At 44.4% G+C, this 17,262-nt stretch carries 24 protein-coding genes; all 24 read left to right on the top strand.

Annotated elements, in window-relative coordinates; genetic code table 11:
* Positions 1-2: 2 nt before the first annotated feature.
* The 24 genes from DWX91_RS10375 (at position 3) to DWX91_RS10265 (ending at position 17,180) form a co-directional block, all read left to right on the top strand.
* Positions 3-320 carry a hypothetical protein gene (locus DWX91_RS10375; RefSeq protein ID WP_147354394.1) on the top strand — a complete coding sequence of 106 codons (318 nt, stop codon included), beginning with the start codon at positions 3-5 and terminating at the stop codon, positions 318-320.
* Entirely contained in the window at positions 301-564 is a 264-nt protein-coding gene (locus DWX91_RS10370) for a hypothetical protein (protein WP_118538803.1), read from the top strand. Before DWX91_RS10375 ends, DWX91_RS10370 begins: the two co-directional genes overlap by 20 nt.
* 12 nt (positions 565-576) lie before the next feature.
* Entirely contained in the window at positions 577-855 is a 279-nt protein-coding gene (locus tag DWX91_RS10365; RefSeq protein ID WP_118538801.1) for a hypothetical protein, read from the top strand.
* Positions 855-1,190 (top strand): hypothetical protein, encoded by a 336-nt coding sequence (locus DWX91_RS10360; protein ID WP_118538799.1) that lies wholly within the window; start codon positions 855-857, stop codon positions 1,188-1,190. The genes DWX91_RS10365 and DWX91_RS10360 overlap by 1 nt, the downstream gene beginning before the upstream one ends.
* Before the next feature lie 49 nt (positions 1,191-1,239).
* On the top strand, positions 1,240-1,467 hold the full coding sequence (locus tag DWX91_RS10355) for a type II toxin-antitoxin system HicA family toxin (protein WP_005611816.1): 228 nt from the start codon (positions 1,240-1,242) through the stop codon (positions 1,465-1,467).
* A gap of 52 nt (positions 1,468-1,519) precedes the next feature.
* Positions 1,520-1,933, top strand: coding sequence for a type II toxin-antitoxin system HicB family antitoxin (locus DWX91_RS10350; protein ID WP_118538797.1), 414 nt, complete (start codon positions 1,520-1,522; stop codon positions 1,931-1,933).
* A 187-nt stretch (positions 1,934-2,120) separates the two neighbouring features.
* Positions 2,121-2,570: a hypothetical protein gene (locus tag DWX91_RS10345; protein ID WP_118538795.1), complete on the top strand. Its 450-nt coding sequence runs from the start codon at positions 2,121-2,123 to the stop codon at positions 2,568-2,570.
* A gap of 93 nt (positions 2,571-2,663) precedes the next feature.
* Positions 2,664-3,077, top strand: coding sequence for a phage terminase small subunit P27 family (locus tag DWX91_RS10340; protein WP_118109490.1), 414 nt, complete (start codon positions 2,664-2,666; stop codon positions 3,075-3,077).
* Positions 3,078-3,179: 102 nt separating this feature from the next.
* Positions 3,180-3,692 carry a terminase large subunit gene (locus DWX91_RS18140; RefSeq protein ID WP_412693886.1) on the top strand — a complete coding sequence of 171 codons (513 nt, stop codon included), beginning with the start codon at positions 3,180-3,182 and terminating at the stop codon, positions 3,690-3,692.
* A complete protein-coding gene (locus tag DWX91_RS10335; RefSeq protein ID WP_412693882.1) occupies positions 3,677-4,687 on the top strand; it encodes a terminase TerL endonuclease subunit in 1,011 nt (336 codons plus the stop codon). Before DWX91_RS18140 ends, DWX91_RS10335 begins: the two co-directional genes overlap by 16 nt.
* Positions 4,688-4,699: 12 nt before the next feature.
* On the top strand, positions 4,700-4,882 hold the full coding sequence (locus tag DWX91_RS16635; RefSeq protein WP_118538793.1) for a hypothetical protein: 183 nt from the start codon (positions 4,700-4,702) through the stop codon (positions 4,880-4,882).
* A complete protein-coding gene (locus tag DWX91_RS10325) occupies positions 4,882-6,120 on the top strand; it encodes a phage portal protein (RefSeq protein ID WP_118510317.1) in 1,239 nt (412 codons plus the stop codon). Before DWX91_RS16635 ends, DWX91_RS10325 begins: the two co-directional genes overlap by 1 nt.
* Before the next feature lie 45 nt (positions 6,121-6,165).
* A complete protein-coding gene (locus tag DWX91_RS10320; protein ID WP_243099023.1) occupies positions 6,166-6,786 on the top strand; it encodes an HK97 family phage prohead protease in 621 nt (206 codons plus the stop codon).
* 3 nt (positions 6,787-6,789) lie between these two features.
* The gene (locus DWX91_RS10315) at positions 6,790-7,899 is read left to right on the top strand and encodes a phage major capsid protein (protein ID WP_118510321.1); all 1,110 of its coding nucleotides are present in this window, start codon (positions 6,790-6,792) and stop codon (positions 7,897-7,899) included.
* Between the two features lie 22 nt (positions 7,900-7,921).
* Positions 7,922-8,239 (top strand): head-tail connector protein, encoded by a 318-nt coding sequence (locus DWX91_RS10310; RefSeq protein WP_118538789.1) that lies wholly within the window; start codon positions 7,922-7,924, stop codon positions 8,237-8,239.
* A 2-nt stretch (positions 8,240-8,241) separates the two neighbouring features.
* Complete coding sequence (locus DWX91_RS10305) at positions 8,242-8,547, top strand: phage head closure protein (protein ID WP_118538787.1); 306 nt, start codon at positions 8,242-8,244, stop codon at positions 8,545-8,547.
* Positions 8,544-8,999: an HK97-gp10 family putative phage morphogenesis protein gene (locus DWX91_RS10300; RefSeq protein ID WP_118109505.1), complete on the top strand. Its 456-nt coding sequence runs from the start codon at positions 8,544-8,546 to the stop codon at positions 8,997-8,999. Before DWX91_RS10305 ends, DWX91_RS10300 begins: the two co-directional genes overlap by 4 nt.
* 2 nt (positions 9,000-9,001) lie before the next feature.
* On the top strand, positions 9,002-9,418 hold the full coding sequence (locus DWX91_RS10295) for a hypothetical protein (RefSeq protein ID WP_118538785.1): 417 nt from the start codon (positions 9,002-9,004) through the stop codon (positions 9,416-9,418).
* Positions 9,419-9,421: 3 nt separating this feature from the next.
* On the top strand, positions 9,422-10,087 hold the full coding sequence (locus DWX91_RS10290; protein ID WP_118538783.1) for a major tail protein: 666 nt from the start codon (positions 9,422-9,424) through the stop codon (positions 10,085-10,087).
* Between the two features lie 50 nt (positions 10,088-10,137).
* Positions 10,138-10,758: a phage tail assembly chaperone G gene (locus DWX91_RS10285; protein WP_118538781.1), complete on the top strand. Its 621-nt coding sequence runs from the start codon at positions 10,138-10,140 to the stop codon at positions 10,756-10,758.
* Positions 10,759-10,841: 83 nt separating this feature from the next.
* Positions 10,842-11,297: a hypothetical protein gene (locus DWX91_RS10280; protein WP_118538779.1), complete on the top strand. Its 456-nt coding sequence runs from the start codon at positions 10,842-10,844 to the stop codon at positions 11,295-11,297.
* Between the two features lie 63 nt (positions 11,298-11,360).
* The gene (locus DWX91_RS10275) at positions 11,361-14,708 is read left to right on the top strand and encodes a phage tail tape measure protein (RefSeq protein WP_207664031.1); all 3,348 of its coding nucleotides are present in this window, start codon (positions 11,361-11,363) and stop codon (positions 14,706-14,708) included.
* Positions 14,709-14,745: 37 nt separating this feature from the next.
* Complete coding sequence (locus DWX91_RS10270) at positions 14,746-15,417, top strand: distal tail protein Dit (RefSeq protein WP_118538777.1); 672 nt, start codon at positions 14,746-14,748, stop codon at positions 15,415-15,417.
* Positions 15,414-17,180 (top strand): phage tail spike protein, encoded by a 1,767-nt coding sequence (locus DWX91_RS10265; protein ID WP_118538775.1) that lies wholly within the window; start codon positions 15,414-15,416, stop codon positions 17,178-17,180. Before DWX91_RS10270 ends, DWX91_RS10265 begins: the two co-directional genes overlap by 4 nt.
* Positions 17,181-17,262 lie beyond the last annotated feature (82 nt).

The raw sequence follows: 17,262 nt of genomic DNA, 5'->3' as shown, positions 1-17,262 counted from the left end.
TAGTGGAAACACTGAAAAACACAATTAAGAAAACGTCTAAAAAGGTGTCAGAATCTGACACTACGAAAGTACAGCAGAACCAGGAAAAACAAGGGCTTGCGGGTGCTATGAATGAGCCGGAAGCGGGAGCAGATGAAAGCCAGGCGGGAGCAGACGACGAAGCGGTAGATATACCGGAAGCTACAGCGATTCTTACAGCGGATTTATTCAACTTAAGGGAATATATCAGCGAAGACGATTTTTACAATTTACAGGAAATCGTTATTAACTGTGAACTGGCGGCAAGAAAGGGCGGAGAGAATGAAAACAACAGAAGTTAAAAGCTTTGCAGATGTAGACACAAGCGAATTAAAGCAGCCTATTATATGCGTATTCAATCGCCCGGATGATTACCCGGACAAATGCGTAGCCCGGTTATTTGAAGGGGCAGCGCCGACGAATATTATTATAACCAGGAATACCGTAGAGGAAATCCGGGAAGATATTACAAAGCGCTTCCCGGCTATGCTGCCTTTTGGAAGGAATAGAGAAGACCACAAAAGCGTAGTAGAATCGTGGATTTAGGAGCGTGACAAAATGGAAATTAGAAAAGGTCAGAAGGTGCGGGTAATATGCACCGAAGCCAGGCTTAAGGAAGTGGGCGTAAAGCAGAAGCATATTAAGCATATCCTGGGGAAGATTGGAACGGTTAAAGAAGTTCGGAATATCCCGGATATGGAAATACTGGCGTACTTCGTACACTTCCCCTATGTGAATCTGAAAGCAGCGCCAGGAAACAAAAAGCCATATTATGTACTGCTGGAAGATATGATAGAGCCGATAAACCTTACAGTGATAGAAGGAAAGGGGAAGTAATGACAGAAGTACCGAAAGAATGGAAGGGAACGCCGGAAGAATGGAACGCAGTAGTAGAAGCGTTCGGACGCATAGCGAAAGCAATACAGGAAGCGGGAAGACAGATTGTAAACAGTTTTTCAGAGCTTTATAAAAGAATGGCGGAAGCTATGGGGAGCGAACAGGCAAAGAAACGCCTACGGCAGCAGTCCATAAGAGACAGAAAGAAACAATTAGAACGAAGCCGGAAGCGGCAGCAGTTGGCAGCAGCAAATACGGACAAGTCTAATAACTGGCGGCGATTGCATGGACTTTGTACCAGAAGAAAGTATAAAAAACATGCAAAAAAGAATTGACTTATAGTACTAAATATGGTACTATAATATCAGAAAGGAGATAAACCAAGTGCCAAGCGTAGAAAAGATAATTGAAAAAATGAAAAGACAGCCGAACGGCATACGCCCCGAAGAAGCTGACAAAGTACTAAGGGCTTACGGCTACGAAGGAGTAAGACAGAAAGGAAGCCACAAACAGTACTTGAACAAAGAGACAGGCGACCTTACCACAATCAAACAGGAAAGCCCATTAAAGAAGGCGTACATAGTAGACATACTTAACAGGATAGGGGAGTAAATCCCCTAACCTGGATATAATATAAAAGAGCGATAGAAAGGAGTAGGACATAATGGAAGTAAAGGATTATATGGAACTGCCGTATACAAGAATCGTAAAGGAAATGAACGACGAAAGCGGGCATTATTTTTACGGGAAAATCTTAGAACTGGACGGCTGCCAGAGTACAGGCGATACGTTGGAAGAATTGTACGAAAATCTTAACGAAGCTATGGAAGGATATTTAGAGGTTAAGTTAGAAAATAACTTACCTATCCCGCTGCCGGAAAGAACAGAGAACTATAGCGGGAAGTTTAATGTACGACTTCCGAAATCATTACACCAGCGGTTAGCAATCCAGGCAGAGGAAGAAGGCGTAAGCTTAATCAGTTGGTATTATATAAGCTGGCACTGTAACATATATAGGCTATCGGCTACGGCTGGTAGCCTTTTTCCTACCCTAAAACTCTTAAAAGTATATGGGTAAATCAAATAAAAGCGGTTGAAACTATAAAAACTTTATGGTAATATTAAGGAACAAACACAAGAAGAATTAGACAGAGGTAACGACCCCTTTGTCTGGTTCTTCTTTTTTGTTTGTCCTAAACCTCCGGCGCTGCATGAAATCCAGGGCAGCGCTAACCGAAAGAAGGGCGGCACATGATAAAGAAGTTATGCAGTTATCCAGCTGTCACAAGGTAGTAGAAGCCGGGGTTAAGTACTGTGATAAGCACAGGGAAACGGACAGGAAGAAGTACAGAGAATATAAGCAGCGCCGCATGAGGGACGAACAGGAAGCCAGGCGGCAGCAGTTTTATAATAGCAAAGCCTGGGAGCAGTTCAGAGCCGCACAGGCAGCAGCACAGCTAGGCATAGACATTTACGAATACTATACGACTGGAAGAATTATAGACGCGGAGAACTACCACCACATACAAGAGATAACGGAAGCCTGGGCTAGAAGACTGGACGCGGCGAACGTGATAGGACTAAGCGAAGCGAACCATAGGCGCATACACAAGGAGTATGACCGCAGCTATAAGGCAAAGAAGAAAATGCAAAAGATTTTATACGAAATGTTAGAACAGTTCTATAGGGAGTTCGTTCTGACAGGGGGGATATAAAAAATTAAAAACATAAAATAAAAGTCCCGAGTTCAACTTTGCTTGAAAAAAACGGCAATTTTTACTATAGGGGGGAGTGCATGAGGTGGAAGCATGGCAAAAGAAGAAAATGAAAAAGAAAAAAATAAGCCTAAACCATGCCCGAAGTGGTTAAATGATACCGCTAAAAAGGAATGGCGCAGAGTAGCCAAGATTTTAGCGGAAGAAGGAAAAGATTTTACAGACAAAGACTTAAAGGCACTGGAAGCCTATTGTATCAATTATGCAAAGTGGCAACGGTGCGAACAGATTATAGACGAAAAGGGCTACAGTATGCTTGTTGGGGACAACGGCTACGAGCAGCAACGACCAGAAGTAAGCATAGCAAACAAAGCGCAAACAGAATTAAGGGCATGGGCTAAGGAATTGGGGTTAACCCCGGCGGCGCGGCAGCGGATGAAGGAAGCCGGGAACGCTTCGGAGAGCGGCATAGACCCGGAATTAGACGGAATGGTAGCGCATGATTAAAAAGGAACTGCTATTAGCTCCTGGTTGGAAAAGTTACAAAAGAAGTGGGACAGCGAAGAATATTATTACGACGTTGAAGAAGCGACGAAAGTATTTAAGTTCGTGTCGAAGTTGACTAATGACAGGGGCGCAAGCCGACAATTTGAATTACTAGAATTTCAGTTTGAGATTATAACCGAAATTCTTTGTGTAAAGAGAAGAAGCGACGGCAAGCGCAAACATAGAGAAGCACATATAAACATACCGCGAAAAAATGGTAAATCATTCTTAGCGGCAATCATTGTAGTGTATTTGTTCTTCTGTCAGCGGCATATCTTCGGCGCGCTTTTTATTTTAACAGCAAATACGACGAAACAGGCGGGGGAATTATACGCAACTGTAGAACATTTCATAAAGACAAATAAGACCTTAAGGCGGTACTGCAAGATAACGAGCAGTACAAAAACCATTGTACGGAAGGACAACGGTAATAAACTTATGGTACTGTCTTCTGACGCGGATAATGCGGACAGTTTTAACGACTATGTGGCAGTCCTGGACGAGATACACCAGGCAAAAAACGACGAAATGTACGGAAAGCTTAGAACCGGACAAGGTGCATGGATGAACCGTTAATAATGACAATTACGACAGCTTCCAGCGGGGAAGACCCAGCAAACCCGGAAATGCAGCTTTACACAATGGCGAAAAAGATAGAAGCCGGAGAGGTAAACGACCCTAGCTTTTATTACCGGATATATGAAGCGGACAAAGACTGTAACGTAGAGGACGAAGCCCAGTGGTATAAATCAAACCCAGCATTAGGAGTATTTAGGAAACTGGAAGACCTGGCGAACTATGCAAAGCGCATTAGGCTAATGCCACTACAGGAAAACATGTTTAGAAGAATGTTCCTAAACCAGCATGTAGCATTAGACCATGAAAAAGGCGCTATCAATATGGATTTATGGGACACATGCACGAAAAAGGTAGATACAGAAGACTTAAAAGGCTGGAAGTGCTGGGGCGGGCTGGATTTATCCAGCAAGAACGATATTACGGGCTTTGTCCTGGTATTCTACGAAGAAACTACGGGGCGCTTTATAGTCGTTCCGTATCTGTACACACCGAAAGAAACCGTAGCATACAGACAGCATAAGGATAATAACCCTTATGAATACTGGATAAAGAAAGGCGATTTAATAGCGCTTGACGGAAAATACATAAACTTCGATAGGTTTTTAGACCATGCTACGGAACTGGACGAAACGTACAGGATAGAACAAATAGGCTTCGACCAGTGGGGAAGCCAGACGATTATTAACAGGCTGGAAGACCGCTGGGAAGTAATACCGTTAGGACAAGGAACGAAGACCATGACACAGGTTATAAATGATTTTGAAAACCTGTTAGTAGATGAAAGAATCATCATAGCAGAAAATGAGTGCTTACGGTTCATGGCTAAGAACTGTATAGCGGTTTACGACGAAATGTTAGGCGTGAAGTACAGTAAGAAGAAATCGAAATTTAAGATAGACGGCATTATAGCTATGCTTATGGGCTTGCTATTGTGTATCGAAGAAAACGGTATTGAACATTATAACCCGGTTGAATACCTGGACGCTATGTAAAGAAGGTAGAAAATGCTTAAGAAAATAAAACAGATAAAAAATAAAAGGTTAATAGTCGCAGACGCGCTATTAGTGGCAGCCCTGGTTATTGCTTTTGCGGTAACGTATGACATAAGCAAACACGCGGGGTTATATCTACTAAGCGGCGAAATGCTGGTAGCGGCGGTTATGCTGGTTAGGAGTGGTAAGAAGTAATGTTTTTAGATTTTTTGGAAAAGAGGGAAGAAACGACCGATAGCATAACGCTTACGGATGAAGAAAAGATATTCCTAAAGGTATTCGGGATAGATTCAGAGCAGCCAGCGGCAGCTATGAGGGAAGCGACGTACTTTACATGTATTAAGCAGTTATCGGAAGCGGTAGCAAAAACGCCGCTTTACCTGGTGCAAGACACAGAAAACGGAATAAGAAGGGCAACAGAAGAAAGACTAAACGAACTGTTAAGCCTTCGCCCTAACCCATACATGACAGCTATTGACATGTGGAAGGCGGTAGAAGCCACCAGGCAGCACGAAGGTATTAGCGCGATTGCGAAGCAGTACGGAAGAAACGGAGAAATAGAAGCGCTGTACCCGTGTACGGTGGAAGGAATCACGGTAGACGACGCGGGGTTATTAAAATCGAAGCTTAGGCACAAGGCTTTAGTAGATTACAGGATTGTAGGCAGCAGCTTTACAGATTCCGGCTTTTATGAAGACTTGCTTATATTCAAGGGCTTTACAATGGACGGAATCAACACAAAACCGATTAGGGAAATTGTGAAAGGCACGATAGAAGGACAGATTAAGGCACAGAATTACCTTAATACGCTGTACGATAACGGGCTTACTAATAAGCTGGTAGTACAGCTTACGTCTGACATTAAGGACGAAAAAGAGTTAAGGAAGACACAAGAGAAATTCGGGCGGCTTTACAGCAAAGGAAAACGTATTTTTACAGTCCCGGCGGGATTTAGTGTGCAGCCTATCAATTTGTCACTGGCGGACGCGCAGTACGAACAGATTAGAAGAATGTCTATAAGCCAGATAGCGGCGCTTTTTGGTATCAAAATGCACCAGCTTAACGACCTTAAGGACGCTAATAATAATTCCCTGGAGCAGCAGCAATTAAGCTTTTTAATTGACACACTGTTAATACTGTTTGAATCCATAGAACAGGAAACTACATGGAGCGCATTAACAAAAGAGAAACGGGACAAGGGCTACAAAGCGCGTTTTAATACGAACGTGATTTTAAGGACTTCGGCAGAAACACAGCAGAAAATACTTTGTGCTTATGTTTCTAACGGAATCTACACCCCGAACGAAGCCAGGTTAGAACTACAGCGCCAAAAGCTGCCGGACGGGGACGAACTAATAGTAAATGCCGGAGTTTTGAAGCTAAAAGACATAGGCAAAAAAGAAGAAGGGAGCGGGAGCAATGCCAACGAATAGAGGAACGGAAGGAGAAAGCCCGGAAATTCGTAATTACTGCCGGAAGTGCAGGGAATCGCCCTGGAAGTAAGAGCGGCAGCAGAGGGAGAAGACAGCCGGACAATCGGCGGATATGCAGTTAAATACAATACCCCTGTTTTGATAGTAGACCGCTGGGGAGACAAATATTTAGAGGAAATCGCGGCGGGCTGCTTCGACGAAAGCTTAAATAGCTGTAAAGAAGCGGGGAAAGAGATAAAAGCCTTATGGAATCACGACACAAGCAGACCGTTAGGAAGCACAAAAACTGATACATTACGCTTCAATACGGCAGATACCACAGGGTTAGCGTATGACATTGATTTACCTAACAATACCTGGGGAAATGACGTAAAAGAGAGCGTACAGCGCGGGGATGTAGACGGTAGCAGCTTCGGCTTTATCTGCCAGGAAGACAGGTGGAGTAAAGTAGTACATGAAGGCGAAGAAATTTACAAAAGAAGCGTAGTAAAGGCGGTGCTGCTGGAAGTAAGCCCTTGCACCTTCCCTGCTTATGACAGTTCAGAAATTAGCTGTAGAAGCTTTGAGAAGGTAAAAGAAGAAGCAAAAGAAGAAAAGAGATTAGAAAAATTAAAAATGGAAGCCCGGCTTATGCAGCTTAGGGAAGAAAACGAAAAGGAGTTTTAAAAAATGACAGTACAGGAAATCAGAGAGTTAATCGGAAAGAAAACAGAGGAGATTAACGGCTACCTGGAAAGCCGCGACGCGGATAAGGCAGAAGCGGCGTTAGAGGAAAAAAGAAGATTACAGAGATTGCTTGCTGTAAGAGAAGCAGAAGACGACGAAGAAAAAGAGGAATTAAGAGGACAGAAGCGCAAGAAGGAAGAAAAGCGTACAGCTTCAGCAGTAAGCGAGTTGAGAGTAGCTGTTAAATTTGCGCTTAAGGGCAAAGAAGCACTTACGGACGAGGAAAGAGCAGCCGTAACCATTGACAACAACGCCGCGATTCTGCCGGAGCAGTTCGTTAATGACATCCAGGTATTGCGTGAAGGCTTCCCCAGCCTTAAGGAACATTGCCACATTGTACGCGCTACTTCCAATCATGGAAAAATGCCGTTTGCAAAGATTGGCGGAAAGAAGCTTACTAAGTATAAATCTGGTACTAAGTTGACAGGGGAAGCCGCTAACACACAGGATATTAGCTACAATATCGAGAACTACGGCGCGTTAGTTCCGATTGCCAACGACTTACAGGAAGACGAAGCTGTTAATATCATCCAGGATGTTATTAAGCCGGATTTTGCGGAAGCTGGCGTTAACAGCGAAAACGACGAAATCTTACAGATTGTCGAGGACAACGCTACAGACAAGTCTACAGGCGTGACAGACTGGCGCGGGGTTAAAAAGGTAATCGACGGCGTATTACCGACACTTCGCGCAAAGACTGTAGTTATCACAAACCTTACAGGTTATGTATATTTGCAGTCCCAGGAAGATAAGAACGGTAGAAACCTGGATTTAGTAAAGACCGTAAACGGTAAAGACTACTTCCAGAACCGCCAGCTTATCACTTTGAGCGACGAAGCGGTAACAGCAAGCGCGACCGGAAAGGTAGTATTTTATGTAGTTAACCTGTATGCGCTGGTTAAGTTCTTTGAAAGAAAGGGCTACACAGTGTCTACAGATAAGTCTGTATTCTTTGAATCTGACGAAACAGCACTTAAGGTACAGGAACGCTTTGACTGTGAGAAGTTGGACGACAGGGCAGACTTCAAGGTAGAATTTACCCCGGCTGCCTAATGCGTCCCGGAAGGGGTAGGAAATGGCAGCAGAATTATTAACGCTTGAACAGGCGAAGAATTATTTAAGGGTAAGCTACGACGAAGACGACGAGGAAATAATCGGGCTTATTTTGACAGCCGAAGCCTATATAGATAGTTGCGTAGGCACTAGATATAAGGATAAGGCGAACTATGAAAACGACGAAGAATACGAAAAAGGGCGGAGAATCGCCGCCCTTCTTCTAAAGAAAATCGTAAGCGATATGTACGAAGTGCGTTCTACTACGGTAGGAAGTAACACGAAAACCGATAATATCACAAAAACCATATTAGACAAGCTGGCGAATGTGGGGGCGTGATTATGTATTTAATGATTCAGAAGCGTAAAAAAACAGTAGAAAAAGGAAGACCAGTAGAAATCTGGGAAGACTATTACAAGTGCTGGTGCGACGTAAAGAGCCTGTACGGAAAAGAGTTATATAGCGCCCTGGAAGCAAAATTAGAAAACGTAGTGAATTTTGAAACCAGGTTTTGCTTAAAACTGGAAGCCTTAAATACAAAGGAATACCGGGTTAAATGGGGCGAAAGGGTGTTTAATATTATCGCGGCAGACTATGGGAAGTATAACCGTAGAAAAATCGTGATAAAGGCACAGGAAATAGTATGAGTTTTGATATTTCAATGGAGTTTTTAGGGCTGAATGAAATGCAGAAGGAAATAGAAAGACTTTCTACAGAATCAGAACTAAAGGCACTAAACAAGAAAATCATAAAACGGGCTGGCGAAATCGGCTTACAGGAAGCAGAAGGACAGATACGGAAGAAAGCATACAGTAGTAACCCTATGAAATCCGGCAGAAAAGGCAGCAGAACCGGACAGCACGCGGCGGACAATGTACCGAAGAAGGGAACGACGCAAAGCGGGAATTATGGAGAACTGGTGGGATGGGACAGGGGCGATACTTCCCCGTTCTTTTATATGAAATTCCATGAATGGGGTACGACCATGCACAAGCCTAAACATTTTATGTTAGACGCAGCCAGACCGACATACCAGGCGCTAAAGGAAATTGCAGAAGAAGAATACGAAAAGACATTAAAGGAAAAGCTGGGGGAATAAGCATGGCACTTTTGAGCGAAGAAGAAAAAGAACAGCTTAATAGAGTTCTGGCGGAATACCCCAACAGTGAAGACCTGGACTTAACCGCGTTTATAGCGGAAGTGATAGGGATAACAGGGGTACACGCGGAAGAAGGCTGGTATAACCAGAATATAAACGATACACACATAACATTTTATTTTATGAGTGATGAAGATATAGATTTTAGTGAAGACACAAACGAAAACGAAGAATACTACATACAGGTTGATATATGGAGTAAAGAAGACTGCTTTAAGCTGAAAAAGAAGGTTAAGAAGCTGCTGAAAAAGGCGGGCTTTACCTATTTTACCGGAAACGACCAGTACGAAGTAGAAACCGGAATTTATCATAAAGCAGCGCGCTTTTACTTTTCTATGAATGTGGAAGGAGATAATTAAAATATGGCAGCAGTAAAGGAAAATAAAGAAACTATTGTCAGAAGCCGCCTGGTAGGTTTAAAGGACATTTGCGTAGCAGCAGTTACAACGAACGACGAAGACGTATACGTGGCAGAACCGCCCGTAAGACTTGCTAAGGCAATCGCCGCAACGGTAAAAGATACCTTTAGCGTCGAATATACATATAGCGACGACGAGGTAGAAGACACCGTAGAGACATACGAAAAAACAGAAATCGAATTAGAGGTAAACAGATTAACGCCGGGAGACTATGCGTTACTGTTTGATACTCTTTATAAATACGGCTTCCTGGCAAAAGCGGAAGGGGATAAGGCAAAAGAAGTAGCGTTAGGCTTCCGGGCAAAACAGGGGAACGGCAAGTACGAATTTAGCTGGTACTATTGTGGAAAAGCGGAACACCCGGACGTTACATACGAAACGGTTAAGGACAAAAAGACAGCCCAAACAATTAAGATTACCTTCACTTTCTACGCCAGAAAGAAAGAAGATACTATCGAGGGAGAAAAAAAGAAGCTTTACGCCCTTATCGTGGACGAAAGTAACTTACTGGAAGAACACACGACAGCAAAAGAAGCTATCGCTGCATGGTTTAGCGAAGTCCAGGAGTATAAGGAAGTACCGAAAGTAGAAGGCGAAACAGGACACTAATAAAAAGTGAGGGTGTCAGATTCTGACACCCTTTACAGAAAGGGTATATTATGAAAATCAGCTTAAACGGCAAGGAATACGAAAGCGGAAAAATCACAAGAGAAAAATATAAAAAATTTGCGGAAGTATACGAAAGCCTGTTAGGAAAAGAAAAAACTGCACAGACATTTAGCGACGACGACTTAGACTGCATGGTAGAAGCGATTGTACAGGTGTTCGGAAATCAATTTACTTTTGAGGAAGCAAACGACGGCTTAGACGAAATCAGCAGCATTATTCTTAATTTTTCGCTTATCAATGCGGAAATTATGAATAAAACCAATATCCAGGCAGAAGAAGTAGCAAAAAGCTTAAAAACAAATGTGATTACGATAGGCGGTAAAGAATACGAAAGCGGGAAAATTGGGCGAAAGAAATACCGGGCATTTAGGGAAGTGTATAACGACCTGGTAACACCGGAAAAGCAGACATACACAGACGACGACTTAGACCGCATGGTAAAAGCGATTGTAGAAATCTATGATAATCAGTTTACTTTTGAGGAAACAAACGCGGAATTGGCGGACGTATCACAGATTATTTTTAACTTTGCGCTTATCAATGCAAATATTATTAAGCGCCTGGCAGAACAGACAGAGGACGCAAAAAAAAATTTGAGTTCACGCGCTTAATTGATACCCGTATCAAATGCGGCGGAAAACTTAAGAGTTTTTACAGTATCACGACATACGCATATAGGCGTTATATACAGCTTATGGAGTTGATAAGCAAAACCGAAGACGAAAACGACTTATTATACCTATATTCTGCTGTTATCCGGGTAGTGTTTAATGACAGGATAGAGGAAGAAGAAATAGAACAGCTGGACGTAGCAGAAGTTATTAGTACATTTAAGGCAATCGCCGAAATCGTGGACGCTTCCGTAAATGAAAAGATACGGAACATAAGCGACCTTTTGAGCGGCAGCCAGCAAGTAGAAGACCAGGGTAGCGCTTTTGATGAATACGACCGGGAAAACGGTTATATAGAAGAATATTCCCAGGAAGAAATATGGGAGACATACAGAAATGCCCTGGATAATATTTTACAGATATGTATTAAGAATATGCGAAACAGTTATAAGGACTGTTTGGAATCGGACTTAAGCGACCTTTTGGACTACGTTGTATTTCAAGTCGAATATGACAGAGAAACGCAAGCGAAGGAGTAAGTTATATAAATGGCTGGTGCTAGTCTACGAATAGGGGCTAATACAAGCGAGTTTACCAGTCAAATGAAGTCAATGCTTACGCAAATGAAGCTTGTAACCAGCGAATACAAAGTAGAAGCGGCACAGGCGAAGGCGTTAGGCAGCCAGACCGATTTACTTAAGGCTAAACAGACGGAGTTAACGGCTAAGATAAAGCTACAGACCGACGCTATTAAGCTTCAGCAGTCACATTTAGCAGACCAGAAGCAGAAGCTTACAGAGTTACAGGAAAAAGAGCAGAAGTTAAAAGAGAAGGTAGCGGAACTTACCAAGGCTTACGAAGAAAGCGTTAAGACGACAGGTAAAGACAGCGAAGAAAGTAAAAAATTAAAGGCACAGCTAGAGGAAACAGGAGAGGAACACGCTAAGGCGGAAAAAGCGGTTAAGAAACAGGAAGACGCGATAGCAAAAAATACTATTAAGGTTAATGAATCGCGGGCAGCCTTAACAGACCAACAAACAGAACTAAAACGAACCGAAGAAGAATTAAACAGCACAGGTAAGAAATGGACGGTTTTCGGACAGGAGATAACAGCAGCCGGAAACAACATGGACGAAACCGGGAAGAAAACGGTAAGCCTGGGCGATATTATAAAAGCTAATTTAATATCCAGCGCTATCATAAATGGCGTTAAAGCCCTGGCTAATGGCTTAAAGACACTTGCGACGGCAGCAGTTGGCGTAGGTTCGGATTTTGAAAGCGGAATGAGCCAGGTAGCGGCTACTATGGGAATCACGACAGAGGAAATAGCAGCCGGAAGCGAAGAATTTGATAAATTGCAGAAAGCGGCGAAGGAAGCGGGAGCAACTACGCAGTTTTCAGCAACACAGGCAGCAGAAGCACTTAACTATATGGCACTTGCCGGATATGACGCGGACAAGTCTATAGAGACGTTACCGACAGTCCTTAACCTTGCAGCAGCCGGGGGAATGGATTTAGCGACAGCTTCCGATATGGTTACGGATAGCATGAGCGCGCTAGGGGACGCAGCCGGGACGACGGAAGGCTTCGTTGACAAAATGGCGAAGACTTCGCAGAAAAGTAATACAAGCGTACAGCAGTTAGGCGAAGCAATTCTAACGGTAGGCGGAACTGCTAAGAACCTGGCGGGCGGCGTGGTCGAAATGAATACCGTCTTAGGTATTTTCGCAGATAACGGCGTAAAGGGAGCAGAAGGCGGAACAGCGTTACGAAATGTAATTCTAAGCCTTACAGCGCCTACAGATAAAGCTAAAAAGCAAATGGAAGCGCTGGGCTTACAGGTATTCGACGCAAACGGGAACATGCGCCCGTTAAATGAAACCTTTAACGACCTTAACGGAATCCTGGGAACAATGACCCAGGGAGAACAGACAGAAGTACTTAATAGTATTTTCAATAAAGTAGACCTTAAGAGCGTAAACGCTTTGCTGGCAAACAGCGGGGAGCGCTTCGACGAGTTAAGCGGCTATATTTCAGACTGTGACGGTGCAGCGGCGGATATGGCGGCAACAATGAACGACAACCTACAGGGAAAAGTTACAATACTAAAAAGTGGGCTGGAAGGCTTAGGAATTGCAGCCTATGAAAAATTCAAGACACCACTAACAAACGCCGTAGAAAACGTGACGGAAGTTATCGGGCAATTACAGACAGATTTAACAGACGGAAGCTTAAGCGGAGCGCTGGAAAAGATAGCTACAGGCTTCGGAAACATGGTAGAAAAGGCAAGCGAAATAGTAGCGGCTGTTCTGCCTACACTTCTGGAAGGGCTGGGCTGGATTGCAGACAACGGGGAAACGATAGTAAGCGTATTGGCTGGAATCGGTGCGGGCTTCGTAGCTTTTAAGGTAGCTTCGGTTATAAATGCGGTCGTAGCAGCGTTGACAAGCTTTAAGGCGGCAGCGACAGCCGGGGCGGCGGTACAGTGGTTAGTAAACGCTGCTATGGCGGCTAACCCTATTATGCTGGTTGTAACATTGGTCGCTACGTTGGTGGCGGCTATTGTCGGATTTATCGCCACAAACGAGGACGCGCGGGCAGCTATCGCGAATGTGTGGGGAAAAATAAAAAATGCTATCGAAGTTGTGGTAACGGCAATCGTGAAATTTTTCACCCAGACGCTGCCGGATTCTTTCGCAAAGGTAATCGAATTTCTGGCGAATATTGTAGCAAAAATCGAAGCCGCCTTTAATGGCGTGGTTACATTCCTACAGCAGCTTCCTAGCAAAATCTGGAACGCTATTATAAGTACTGTAGACGCTATACGCGAGTGGGCGTTAGGACTTAGAACGGCAGCAGAAGAAGGAATAACCCAGCTTGTAACGAATGTCGTTACGTTCTTTTCAGAACTGCCTAACAAAATCGCTTATGTTATCGGTTTTTGCTTGGGCTATATTATAAAATTCGGGATTGATTTATACACCTGGGCTACGACAAAAATACCGGAATTTGTAAACAGTGTCGTAACATTCATGCAGCAGTTACCGGGCAAAATCTGGAACGCGATTATAGACGCAGTACAGAAGGTAGCGACCTGGGGCGAGAACATGAAGACCCAGGCAGTGACAAAAACGACACAGCTTATAACGAACGTGATTAGCTTCATGCAGCAGTTACCGGGTAAAATCTGGAACGCTATCATAAGTGCGGTACAGCAAGTAACGACCTGGGGCGAACAAATGAGAAGCCGGGCGGTAACAGCAGCAACAAACTTACTGAATCAGACAATTACTACATTGTCGCAAATGCCGGGTAAGGTCTGGAACGCTATTGTAGGCGCTGTACAGCAAGTCGTAAACTGGGGAACACAGTTAGCGGCAAAAGGAACGGAAGCAGCTAAGGGGCTGTATAACGCTGTGGTAAACGGTGTAAGAAGCTTGCCTAGCAAAATGGCGGAGATAGGAAGTAATATTGTTTCGGGAATATGGAACGGAATAAGCAGCGGTTGGGACTGGCTGACCGGAAAGGTTAAGAGCCTGGCAAAAAGCTTATTAGACGGAGCAAAGGACGCTTTAGGTATTCATTCGCCGTCAAGACTATTTAGGGATTTAGTAGGTAAGATGATACCGCAAGGTATCGGGGTAGGTATTACGGCAGAAATGCCAACGCTACAGAGTGACTTGAAAGAAGAATTACAGGGCATGACAACTAAGGTAGCGGCAGAGGTTAACCCGGTAACGGCGGTAAAGAATACGGCTAAAATTTCTACTATCGGCGGAGAAGTAAGCACAAAGCAAATTGCAAAGGATAGGGATATTACAGTTATTGTATATACCACAAATACAACGACCTTAGACAAAAAAGTAATTGCTAAGGAAGTGAAGAAAGAAGTAGTTAAGGGAATCACAAAAGACCAGAACGATAAGGATAAGACGAAAGGGGCGGCATAATGCGGGCAACATTCCACATTTTCTATAATGGCGAATCATGCAAGGACGTAGGGTTAAGCGTAATAAGCCGCCCTACTATCCTGTACCGGAACGGGAGTACGACACTATTAAGGTGGAAGGACGCGACGGGGAGTTACACAGGGATAAGAAGACGTACAAAGATATAGAAATACCGATAAGCTTTAACTTTGTATCGAAGACACCGGACGTATGGGCGCAGGACTTACGAAAAGTAAAAAAGTGGCTGTACAGCGGGAAAGATAACAGACTGATACTTAGCGACGACCCGGAGTATTACTATAAAGTCAAAAAGGCGGTAATGAGTGATACGGAAAGAACGGCGAAGCGCAAGGGGAAATTTGAAATTGTTTTCACTTGTGAAAGTTATATGTATCGGGTAGACGGACAGGACGAAAAAGAAATAGGGGAATACCTGTATAACCCCTACATGAAATCACAGCCAGTATATAAGATATACGGCAATGGAGAAATAACCTTAGAAGTAAACGGAAACCAGGTAACGGCAGAAGTGACAGAGCAGCTAAACATAGACACGAAGTTAGAAATATGCTACAACGCAGCGAATGAGATTAGCAATGCGGCACTTACCGGGAAGTACGAAGGGCTTTACTTACAGGAAGGGGATAATAATTTTAAATATACAGAGGGCTTTAAGGTGGTGTTAGTCCCTAACTGGCGGGAATTATGATAGAAGTATATAGAAGTACTAATACAAATTACCAGAAGAACGGAGATATAACGCTTACGCCCTTAGAATGTATCTTTGAATGGGGGTTAGACGGAATCTGCCAGATAGAACTAACCCACGAATACGACGACCTGGGGCGCTGGGAATACCTGGTTAATGATAATGTTATAGCAGCACCTACGCCGTATTCAGATAAACAGCTATTCAGAATCTACAAAAGAGAAAAGAGCGACGACGAAGTAACAGTATACGCAAGGCATATATACTACGACAACTTAGGAAACTACCTGGTTGATGTACGCCCAACAAACAAAAACGGACAACAGGCGCTTGATATTATATTTAGCGGGACGAAGTTTACGCCCCACAGTGATATAACGACAGCGAATACGGCTTATTATGTACGGAAGAACATAGTAGAAGCAATAGCGGGCGACGACGAAAACAGCTTTATAAACCGCTGGGGCGGGGAACGGCTGTACGATAATTACGACGTATATATTATGCGACAGATTGGAAGCGACAAAGGCGTAAGAGCAGAGTTCGGGCATAATCTGGAAGCGATAGAAGAAAGCGTAAGCGACGAAGACGTAGTAACAAGAATTATTCCAGTGGCTTATAACGGGTATGTCCTGGAAGGGGCGAAACCGTGGGTAGACAGCCCCAAAATAGGAAGCTATGCAGAGGTAAAAGGTGCTGTAATAAACTTTGACGATATTAAGCTACAGGAAGATTGTAGCGAAGGGGAAACGGGCTACGCTAATTTAACAGCATTAAGGGCAGCGCTTGTAAAAGCCTGTAACGAGGAATATAAAAAAGGAATCGACGACCCTACGGTTAATTACACAGTTAATATGGTGGAATTGGCAAATACGGTAGAGTATGCGGAGTATAAGCAACTGGAAAGCGTAGAAGTAGGCGATACGATAACCTGTAGACACAAAGGAATAAAGATAGAGATAAAAGCGCGCTGTATCCGTATAAAATGGAATTGTATAACAAAAGAAAACGAGGAAGTAGAGTTAGGGAACTTCTTAGAAAACTATTTTGATAAGACAAGCAACAGCATACAGCGGGCGACGGCTTCTATAGAAGGGGCAAACAGCCAGGCTTTAGCAGCGAAGGAAGTAGCGGAAAAGGCGGCGAAAGAAGCAACCAGCGCTCAGACGGCGGCGGAAACAGCCAAGGGAAAAGCGGAAACGGCAGCCGGGACAGCCAGTACGAAGGCACAGGAAGCCAAGGCAGCGGCGGAAGCGGCAAGTAACCAGGTATCTTTAGCGGCAGCCCAGGCGACAGCGGCTAAGGAATACGCGGCGGCAGCAGAAGCGGCAAAGACCGAAAGCGAAAAGGAAAAGACAGCAGCCGGAGAATATGCAGCCCAGGCAGAAAGTAAGGCGAAGGAAGCCCAAGGAGCAGCCGGAGTAGCAACAACACAGGCAACAGCAGCGGGAGAACATGCAGACGCGGCAAGGAAAGAAGCCCAGGCAGCAGCCAACGCTAAGGCGGCAGCCGCCACAGCCCAAGGAAAAGCGGAAGTAGCCCAGACAGCGGCAGAAAGCGCCCAAGGGAAAGCAGAAGCAGCCCAGGCGGCAGCAGAAAGCGCCAAGGGGAAAGCAGAAGCAGCCGAAGGTAAAGCTACCACAGCCAGGAGGGCAGCGGAAACAGCCCAGGGAAAAGCGGAAGCGGCAGCGGGGACGGCAGCCAGGCAGCCAGGCAGCCACCACAGCCCGAACGGCGGCAGAAACAGCCAAGGGAAAAGCTGAGACAGCCAGGGGAGCGGCAGAGAACGCTAAGGCAGCAGCCGCCACAGCACAAGGAAAAGCAGAGACGGCAGCCGGGACGGCG

This window comes from Clostridium sp. AF22-10, assembly GCF_003478725.1.
GTDB classification, from domain to species: domain Bacteria; phylum Bacillota; class Clostridia; order Lachnospirales; family Lachnospiraceae; genus Otoolea; species Otoolea fessa.
The sequence above is the reverse complement of the archived record's forward strand: the minus strand, read 5'-3'. Positions and strand labels throughout refer to the sequence as shown.

What these genes read in the sequence shown, in the direction of transcription:
- DWX91_RS10370 (WP_118538803.1), top strand. Translation starts at nt 301, where the DNA reads ATGAAAACAACAGAAGTTAAAAGCTTTGCAGATGTAGACACAAGCGAA.
- DWX91_RS10365 (WP_118538801.1), top strand. Translation starts at nt 577, where the DNA reads ATGGAAATTAGAAAAGGTCAGAAGGTGCGGGTAATATGCACCGAAGCC.
- DWX91_RS10360 (WP_118538799.1), top strand. Translation starts at nt 855, where the DNA reads ATGACAGAAGTACCGAAAGAATGGAAGGGAACGCCGGAAGAATGGAAC.
- DWX91_RS10350 (WP_118538797.1), top strand. Translation starts at nt 1,520, where the DNA reads ATGGAAGTAAAGGATTATATGGAACTGCCGTATACAAGAATCGTAAAG.
- DWX91_RS10345 (WP_118538795.1), top strand. Translation starts at nt 2,121, where the DNA reads ATGCAGTTATCCAGCTGTCACAAGGTAGTAGAAGCCGGGGTTAAGTAC.
- DWX91_RS10340 (WP_118109490.1), top strand. Translation starts at nt 2,664, where the DNA reads ATGGCAAAAGAAGAAAATGAAAAAGAAAAAAATAAGCCTAAACCATGC.
- DWX91_RS10335 (WP_412693882.1), top strand. Translation starts at nt 3,677, where the DNA reads ATGGATGAACCGTTAATAATGACAATTACGACAGCTTCCAGCGGGGAA.
- DWX91_RS16635 (WP_118538793.1), top strand. Translation starts at nt 4,700, where the DNA reads ATGCTTAAGAAAATAAAACAGATAAAAAATAAAAGGTTAATAGTCGCA.
- DWX91_RS10325 (WP_118510317.1), top strand. Translation starts at nt 4,882, where the DNA reads ATGTTTTTAGATTTTTTGGAAAAGAGGGAAGAAACGACCGATAGCATA.
- DWX91_RS10315 (WP_118510321.1), top strand. Translation starts at nt 6,790, where the DNA reads ATGACAGTACAGGAAATCAGAGAGTTAATCGGAAAGAAAACAGAGGAG.
- DWX91_RS10310 (WP_118538789.1), top strand. Translation starts at nt 7,922, where the DNA reads ATGGCAGCAGAATTATTAACGCTTGAACAGGCGAAGAATTATTTAAGG.
- DWX91_RS10305 (WP_118538787.1), top strand. Translation starts at nt 8,242, where the DNA reads ATGTATTTAATGATTCAGAAGCGTAAAAAAACAGTAGAAAAAGGAAGA.
- DWX91_RS10300 (WP_118109505.1), top strand. Translation starts at nt 8,544, where the DNA reads ATGAGTTTTGATATTTCAATGGAGTTTTTAGGGCTGAATGAAATGCAG.
- DWX91_RS10295 (WP_118538785.1), top strand. Translation starts at nt 9,002, where the DNA reads ATGGCACTTTTGAGCGAAGAAGAAAAAGAACAGCTTAATAGAGTTCTG.
- DWX91_RS10290 (WP_118538783.1), top strand. Translation starts at nt 9,422, where the DNA reads ATGGCAGCAGTAAAGGAAAATAAAGAAACTATTGTCAGAAGCCGCCTG.
- DWX91_RS10285 (WP_118538781.1), top strand. Translation starts at nt 10,138, where the DNA reads ATGAAAATCAGCTTAAACGGCAAGGAATACGAAAGCGGAAAAATCACA.
- DWX91_RS10280 (WP_118538779.1), top strand. Translation starts at nt 10,842, where the DNA reads ATGGAGTTGATAAGCAAAACCGAAGACGAAAACGACTTATTATACCTA.
- DWX91_RS10275 (WP_207664031.1), top strand. Translation starts at nt 11,361, where the DNA reads ATGAAGTCAATGCTTACGCAAATGAAGCTTGTAACCAGCGAATACAAA.
- DWX91_RS10270 (WP_118538777.1), top strand. Translation starts at nt 14,746, where the DNA reads ATGCAAGGACGTAGGGTTAAGCGTAATAAGCCGCCCTACTATCCTGTA.
- DWX91_RS10265 (WP_118538775.1), top strand. Translation starts at nt 15,414, where the DNA reads ATGATAGAAGTATATAGAAGTACTAATACAAATTACCAGAAGAACGGA.